The organism is Micromonospora sp. CPCC 206060 (genome assembly GCF_036906895.1).
In the GTDB taxonomy this organism is placed as follows: domain Bacteria; phylum Actinomycetota; class Actinomycetes; order Mycobacteriales; family Micromonosporaceae; genus Micromonospora.
The window spans coordinates 1-7,024 of the sequence record NZ_JBAKHU010000128.1; the positions used below are offsets into that span (position 1 = coordinate 1).

The 7,024-nt window shown below is 62.0% G+C and carries 8 protein-coding genes; 2 read left to right on the forward strand and 6 right to left on the reverse strand.

From position 1 onward, the window contains the following. The first annotated feature begins 314 nt into the window (after positions 1 to 314). Positions 315 to 758, forward strand: coding sequence for a hypothetical protein (locus V6U90_RS31845; RefSeq protein WP_334444624.1), 444 nt, complete (start codon positions 315 to 317; stop codon positions 756 to 758). Here the strand turns inward: V6U90_RS31845 and V6U90_RS31850 are convergent. From V6U90_RS31850 to V6U90_RS31865, 4 genes are all read right to left on the reverse strand, one after another. Then, a complete protein-coding gene (locus tag V6U90_RS31850) occupies positions 748 to 1,524 on the reverse strand; it encodes a glycosyltransferase family 2 protein (protein WP_334444626.1) in 777 nt (258 codons plus the stop codon). The genes V6U90_RS31845 and V6U90_RS31850 overlap by 11 nt on opposite strands. Next, positions 1,512 to 2,333, reverse strand: a complete 822-nt coding sequence (locus tag V6U90_RS31855) for a GntR family transcriptional regulator (protein ID WP_334444628.1) — start codon at positions 2,331 to 2,333, stop codon at positions 1,512 to 1,514. Before V6U90_RS31855 ends, V6U90_RS31850 begins: the two co-directional genes overlap by 13 nt. A 140-nt stretch (positions 2,334 to 2,473) precedes the next feature. Further along, positions 2,474 to 2,809 carry a hypothetical protein gene (locus V6U90_RS31860; protein ID WP_334444630.1) on the reverse strand — a complete coding sequence of 112 codons (336 nt, stop codon included), beginning with the start codon at positions 2,807 to 2,809 and terminating at the stop codon, positions 2,474 to 2,476. Further along, the gene (locus tag V6U90_RS31865) at positions 2,802 to 3,056 is read right to left on the reverse strand and encodes a hypothetical protein (protein ID WP_334444632.1); all 255 of its coding nucleotides are present in this window, start codon (positions 3,054 to 3,056) and stop codon (positions 2,802 to 2,804) included. The genes V6U90_RS31860 and V6U90_RS31865 overlap by 8 nt, the downstream gene beginning before the upstream one ends. A gap of 665 nt (positions 3,057 to 3,721) precedes the next feature. Between V6U90_RS31865 and V6U90_RS31870 the strand changes: the two genes are divergently transcribed. Continuing rightward, the gene (locus tag V6U90_RS31870; RefSeq protein ID WP_334444634.1) at positions 3,722 to 4,153 is read left to right on the forward strand and encodes a GntR family transcriptional regulator; all 432 of its coding nucleotides are present in this window, start codon (positions 3,722 to 3,724) and stop codon (positions 4,151 to 4,153) included. 153 nt (positions 4,154 to 4,306) lie between these two features. On the opposite strand, the gene V6U90_RS31875 is transcribed toward V6U90_RS31870, so the two are convergent. Further along, entirely contained in the window at positions 4,307 to 5,218 is a 912-nt protein-coding gene (locus tag V6U90_RS31875; protein ID WP_334444636.1) for a DNA adenine methylase, read from the reverse strand. Between the two features lie 8 nt (positions 5,219 to 5,226). Further along, positions 5,227 to 6,897: a hypothetical protein gene (locus tag V6U90_RS31880; protein WP_334444638.1), complete on the reverse strand. Its 1,671-nt coding sequence runs from the start codon at positions 6,895 to 6,897 to the stop codon at positions 5,227 to 5,229. Positions 6,898 to 7,024: the final 127 nt, after the last annotated feature.

The window sequence follows — 7,024 nt, forward strand, 5'->3', positions numbered from 1 at the left end:
ACCATGATCCAACCCGAACGACCCAGGTCAAGCCGACCCGCCGACGAGCACCTGACCAGTCACAACTAATTGAGGACGCGTGAGCTTCCAGTGCGGCGTCGGGATTAAGCATGCCGTTCGTGTATAGCCCATAGGGAGTGAGTTGCAGAGATCGCTCGTCCGGGTTGGATAAGTCGAGAAAGCGAACCACTTCGGGACTCCTTGTGACCTGGCATGCATTAACCAGCCATCATAAGATTTACCTGTCGGCGCGTCTTCCTGTTTTGCTCGTTCTTCAGGTGAGACAGGGGGACAAACAGGGTATTTGAGGCGACATGTTGGATCCTGAGCAGTCGACAGCCGGAGACGAGGGGCACGCGAGGCCTGTTTGGCTAGACGATGCGTCAGTTGAGGCTCTTGGTGAGCTGAGTAAGGCGTTGGAGACGATCCACCGGGTACGGGGGCACCTGTACTCGGTGCACCAGCTCGTCGGGGGCGCGGACCTCACTCTTGATCGGGTGGTGAAGTTGCTCCGCGAGGCTGGGCACGATGAGGTTGCCGACCGGGTTGAGCACGAGTTGTTGGGTCGTAACGTGCTTCCGGGGCGGTGGACGTTCCAGGTCGTGGAGGAGTTCGACGACGGCTACTACGCGGCGTTCCAGGAGATCGAGCGGTACGCGCGGAAGAAGTTGGCCGGTGGCCGCCGGCACATCTTTGAGGCGGAGATGAAGGAGCGTCGGCGTACCCACGGGATGCCGGGGCACGAAGCTACGCCGTAGCGGTCACCGGAAGGCCATCCGGGAGCATCGAGGCCAGGGCGTTGGCTCTGGCCCCGATGATCTTCATCCGCGCCTGGTACTCCTCAGGTGCCCGGTGTGTGGCCTGGCTGGTGACCTGTCCGGGCCACTTCCGGTAGAGCAGGCCGTGTTCCCGGATGAAGTAGCCCTCGCTGACCGCGCTCGCCGCCAGGAGTAGGCCGGTGTCCTCGGAGGCGGGTAGGGCCATCCAGCCGCCGAGGGCGAAGACGAGATCCCGGCGCAGGCAGAGCGTGGCCGGGTGGACGGGTGCGCGGAAACTGTTGGCCTGCCAGAACGACAGGACCTCACCGCGGCCGAGGACGCCGCCGGCCGGGTCCTTGTCCCATCCGACGGTTGACCCGTCGGGGAGCAGGTCGAGCACGCGGGAGGTGGTCCAGCCGATCTGCGGGTGCGTAGTGAACGCGGCGATGTCCCGCGCCAGCGCGCCCGGCATCAACTGGTCGTCAGCGTCCAGGACCTTGATGAGTGACCCGTCGACCCTGGACAGGGCTAGGGTCCGCGCGACACCGGGCCCGCCGGGTCGACCGCTACCCAGGCTGATCCGGGGATCGTTGGGTAGCGCGTCGACCAGGGCGCCGGTCTGGCCGTCCTCTTGGACGAGCCATTGCCAGTCCCATCCGTCGGGCATCTCCTGCCGGACCAACGACTCATACGCGCCTGGCAGGTAGGCGATGCTGGGCGCGTGGACCGGGGTGATGACCGAGACGAGTTGGGTCACGTTTTCCACCGCTTGAGTTTGTGGGAGTAGACCAGCTCGGTGCGGTCACCCGGCATGACAACGTCGGCGACTTCCACTACTCGGCCCGTTGTGTCGACGGACGTCTTGCGGACGGTCAACACGGAGGTGCCCGGGTCGATGTCGAGCAACTCGGCCTCATCCGGTGACGGGGGCCGCGCCCGTATCTCGTCGTCGATGCGGTCCAACTCGATGCCGAGGGTGTAGAGCTGATGCTGCGTACCGCCCGGCCACGGTTCCTTGCTCTCGTCGAGCAGGTCAGGGTTCGCGGCGACCAGGTCGTACGGCAGGTACGAGTACGACACCGTCAACGGTGCGTTCTCATGCTTCGACGAGGTCCAGTAGACCCGCCGCAGCAACGGCGTACCCGGCTCGATCCGCAACGCACCGGCCAGGTCCTCGTCCGCGTCGACGCGGGAGTATTCGGCGTGGAACTTGAGGTCATCGACGGTCAGGCCGGTGTCGTGCTCGGTCGCGCCGGTTCTCAACCGCTCGGTTTCGTCGAGCAGTACCCGGTTCTTCTCCCACTGGTACCGCTCGGTGTTGCGCCGCCGGACCCGCTGCCGGGGTGCGCGCACGTACGTTCCGCGTCCCTGCTCCGCGCGGACCAGGCCCCATTCCCGCAGCTGCCGGATCGCGTTGCGCACACTGGTCCGGGACAGGCCGGACGACTCGGCCAACTCGGTTTCGCTGGGCATGAGCGTGCCGGGGGCCATCTCGCCGCTCATGATCTTCACCCGCAACTCTTCCGCGAGTTGCAGGTAACGAGGGCGCCAGTCCCGACCGATCACACCGGTCACCGTACCCCCTAGACGTTCCAACGTCTGCCAGGTGGTCCCCCGCGCCGGCCGCGCCACGACCGGAGCCACCACCACAGGCCGGGGCCGAGGAGGCTCCACCCGACCAGTACGCCCCGCCGCAGCCGCCGGCCGATACCCCGTCATCGCGTACCCCTGGTCTGTGGCTCGTCCTGGCGGTTGGTCGCGCGCATGGCCTGCCGGGTCAGAACCAACTCCCGGATCAGCCGGTCGGTCTGCATCCCGGAGAGCAGCACGGTCTGCGTCGCGCCGAAGCGGGTCGAGTCGAGCTTGAGGACCAGGTCCCGCCGGTGGAACCGGTCGACCAGCAGTTGCAGGCTGATCCAGCCGGTCTGCTCCCGCCCGATCGTCACCAGCTCACTGCGGTGCATTGGATCGTTCGGCCCGCAGCCCCGGCACCACGGCGGGCAGATCACGTGCAGGCCGCCCGGACCGGTGGGGTTGGTGTGGTCAGGCATCTTCGTCTCCGTCCGGCAGTTCGTAGCCGGCCTGCGCCAGCAGGTCATTGATCCGCCGGGCCAGCCGCGCCGCATTCGGCAACGACAACTCGGCCCCACCTTTGCCCCGCGCCCGTGACCCGGTGTTGAAGGCGATAGCCGGGAGCCGGGGATCTGCGGCGATCAGGTACACCACGATGAAGCCGGTCCCGCGTGGGTCGCCGATGCGCTCCCAGTCGCCCAGGTGTCGACGCGCCAGGTACGGCATTCCCGGCGGGTTCAGATGCCCGCACCGGTCCAGGGCACACCAGTCAGGGTGTGACGGCGGAGGGACCGGAGGGACGTAGCGGAAGTTGCCCCGGTTCATGCCGCCCACCGCCCGCCGTTGCCCCGGTGCTGCTGGGCACGGGTCATCAGCGGCGCAGCGTTCAGTACCGGGAGCTTCTGTGTCCGCGCGGTTGCCCACGAGAAGCCGGTACCGGTCGACGAGCTGGGCGCCGGATTGGTGACCGCGTGGCGGGGTGCGTGTCGCGGCCGACGCCACGGCCACCAGGACCACAGGGACAAGCGGGTACGACGAGCACGGCGCATCACGACCTCCGCACGTTGGAGGCGGGCCGGTGGCGCCAGTCCGGGAGACAACGAACCCGCCACCGGCCCGCAGGAGGGCACGACGCACCGCCCGTAGGCAGGTTCGGGACCGCGCCGTACCAGGACAGGCGCACGGTCTGCCGCACCCGGACACCAGACCAGGCACCGCACGCCCCACTAAGGAGCACGGACAAGGCGATCGTTGCCGACCCCTCGGAGAGCGTCACCCCATCCGCACTCAGAGAAACGTACCTACAAGTGGACATGTTGTCTAGGTGTAGGCACGAGCGGCGCGGTTGGCACTTGGCACAACAAGTGACAAGTGCCGGGTACGGTGAGCGGGTGCCGACCCCGCACTATGGACAACCCCGATACCGCGTCATCGCCGACGAGCTGCGTACCCGCATCGAAACCGGCGCCATCCCACCCGGCGCCCTTTTGCCACCAGAAAGCGCGCTCATGGCCGAGTACCGAGCGAGCCGAGGAACCATCCGGCAAGCAATCGGTGTTTTACGCGAAGCAAGGTTGGTCGCCACCGAGCATGGCCGGGGCACGTACGCAGCCCTGCGCTCTTCCGAGAACGAGTCGGGGCTGCTGGCTGGTGTCGGAACTGTCGAGCTGATCCGGGTCCGCGAGGTCGCCGCAGACGAGGATCTTGCAGAGGCGTTTGAGGTAGAGGCAGGGACGGCCTTGGTGGAACGTCAGAGCGTGCAGCGCGTCGGTTCTGCGGTGCGATTGGTTAAGAGGACCTATCGACTTCGCGGCGATGATTGATGCCGACTTTGCGTCGCAAGTCTCTGCTGATTTCCGGTCCTATTTCACGAACTTCTTAGCGTGCGGCTCAAGTTGCCAGGGGGCACCGCGTCCTTTTGGCGAGCGCGAAAAAGGCGGTTCGGGGTTGCATCCAGGAGGGCGGACGCGATCTCGTCAAAATAGGGTTGCCGCAGACTTGGCTCTCGCTACATCTACCACAGAAATTCCCGCAGGCGACGCAACTTGCGGGATCGCCAAGTTTGGCGAGAAAAACATAACCTCAGTGCCCTTCGAGGCTTTAGATGCGCTGTAGCTCAGCGTGTAGCAAAGGGGATTATGTTGCGAGTATAGTTGGAGAATTTCGGGGGACGCGTCGTAGGAGACAACCCAAGGGCCAGGCGTTTTACTAATGGCATCTCGAATCTTCTGGTGATCCTCAAATGCATAGAAATTGTCGTAGAGTCCCTCTCCCTTGACGAAGTATGGAGGATCTAGGTATAGCAATCGACGTACGTCACCTTGAACCAAGTTGCTCTCGATCATCTCTGCGGCATCCAACTTGCTTACGGTTATGCGAGCGCTGAACTTTGCAATCTTATTTACGCGAGCGCAGAGGGCTTCACGATTGAATCTCGCATCGAGCTTCCATGTGCCTGACTGTTCAATCCCGCCGATTACGCCGCCGGACACGATGCCTGATCTGTTGGTCCTGTTTAGATAGAAGGTTGCGAAAGCAAGATCTTCAGGCGCCGAACTTTCCGAAGAATGCACAAGCTTCTGTCGTCTCCACTCATCCATGGTGAGTGGAACGCTCATGATGCGCTGGCATAGGCTATTGGGATCTTCGAGAGTGAGACGCCAAAAGCAATAGACGCCATTGTTGATGTCGTTAATGTATGCGTGATTGATGTAGTCTTCAAAGAGAAGTGACAGTGCTACGCTTGCTCCGCCCGCATACGGCTCCACATAATCGCATCCGATTAGCGAGTTTTCAAGCATTAGAAGCTTGATAAAGTTGGCTACCTTGCCCTTCCCTCCAGGGTAGCGCAATGGCGAAGAATAGCGAGTCTCTTGAGCCTTGCCCATGCCAGCGCCTACCTTTCCCACAGGACTTGCATGAACGGCTGTAGTTCATCCCATGCAATTCGCAGCTCGCTCGGTAGCGGGTAGGCAAATTGGTTGTGGACGTACTGATTGAAGGTGACGGTCGAAGCGCTGAACAAGCCTCCACCGTCGGCAATCTTAATGACAGCCTTTTCTAATTGAGGGTCAATTCTTCCATCGCTCTTCAGGCGGGCGGCCAAATCTTTCAGCTTTTTAGACAACTTGGTCGATCTGCGCTCATCGTCAGGAAGAACATTTAAGTGGGCAATATGATGGTCAACGCTTAGCTCCACGAATACGCGGAGTAGTACGGAGCAGGCGTTGGGGTACTCGTCCACATTGAGCTTGGCAAGCTCGTAGTAAATGTCGTTGATTCTGGCGGGGCGAGGAATCCAAAGGATGCAACTTCTCGGAATCGTCGTGGATCTCGGCCTCGGTTCCTTCGCACGACTTTTTCGGACCCCTCGTTCGGTCCCCTGCCCGGAGTTGCCGGTTACTGCGGAACCAGCAGGTGGTATCGGCCCCTGAGCTGGGACCGCAGGCGGGGTTGGGGTTGAGGGCACAGCTTGAGTCGAGGGCGCAGGTGAGGTTGGGGTTGGGAGCGCGCCTTGAGTTAAGGGCGCAGGTGGGATCGGGGTTGAGGGCGCACCCTGACTGGGGGGCGCAGGTGGAGCTTGGACCGCTGCCGTTGGGGAAATTGTGTACTCGGCACCTTCGACCTCGTTCTGATCGCCGATGGTCGCGCCTAGCGGCAAGCTATCTTGACTGTACGGGGTAGGTCGCCCATTGCCGCGGGAAGGGTCCAGGAGTGTTACGAGTTCGATCCTCGTTGCCAGGCGCGTCGCCGGGTCAGGGCGGTGTTCGAGTGGAAGCTTCTTGATGTAGTCAATCCGCTCTTCCTCGTAGTAGACGTGCGTGACCTTAGTCTTCCCGCTTCTGAGATCGTTGACAATGGCCGTGAGTCCTTTAGCGACTTCATCAAGAGGGTAGTGCGAATAGACGGTATCCCTCTCAATGTCGATCCCAAGAATCTCCCTGACCTTGGGCGTCTTAATCAATCGCTGTAGGGTGCTGTAGCTTCGCTTATTTCCAGCGCCGTCGTTCGAATCAACCTGGTCCACGAAGTCGAGGATCTGGCCAGCGGCACTACGTGCCTTCACTCCCCCCTGTCGAGCCCTGTATCTGTCTTTTTCGTTGGCATCCCACTCCACGAGGCCCACGCCGCTATTGGCGCCAGTGTGGCGAAGCTCAATCCAATGACGAGCTTCGCTCTCTTGATCGAAGACTACGCACATAATTTTCGTGATCGGATTTAGCTTAAAGGATGCGGAGTACTTTAATAAGCGTTTGCGCTTCGCGGGGGTCAGTGCCGCATCTACAATTTCAGGCGTGCCGAGTGCGCGCAGGGCAAGAAGTCGCCTGTTGCCCTCTATGACGCGATATGCGCCATTTGGTGCTTTCTCTTGAGTGACTGCAGTCAAAGATGTTGGGTCCGTGCCCTTGTCGAGGATGTCGCCCGCGATCGCCAAGAGTTCATCGTCGAGAAGGGCCGCAAGCGCTAGCTGGGCTGCTTCCTGACTTGGCTGCTCCTCTCCAAGCCGTGCGTTGGACTGGTCTAGCAGCAGCCTGGAAAGTGGCAACTCGTCGAATCGGTAGGGCATAGTCCTTTGGTCTCTTCCGTAGCTGTTTGTGAGACCCGAATACTCTAACGGTTAGCTCTACCTGAGCCTCGATCCACCGACGCGGTTGGCGGCGATCACCGGTTGATCATTTCGATATGGGGTGAGT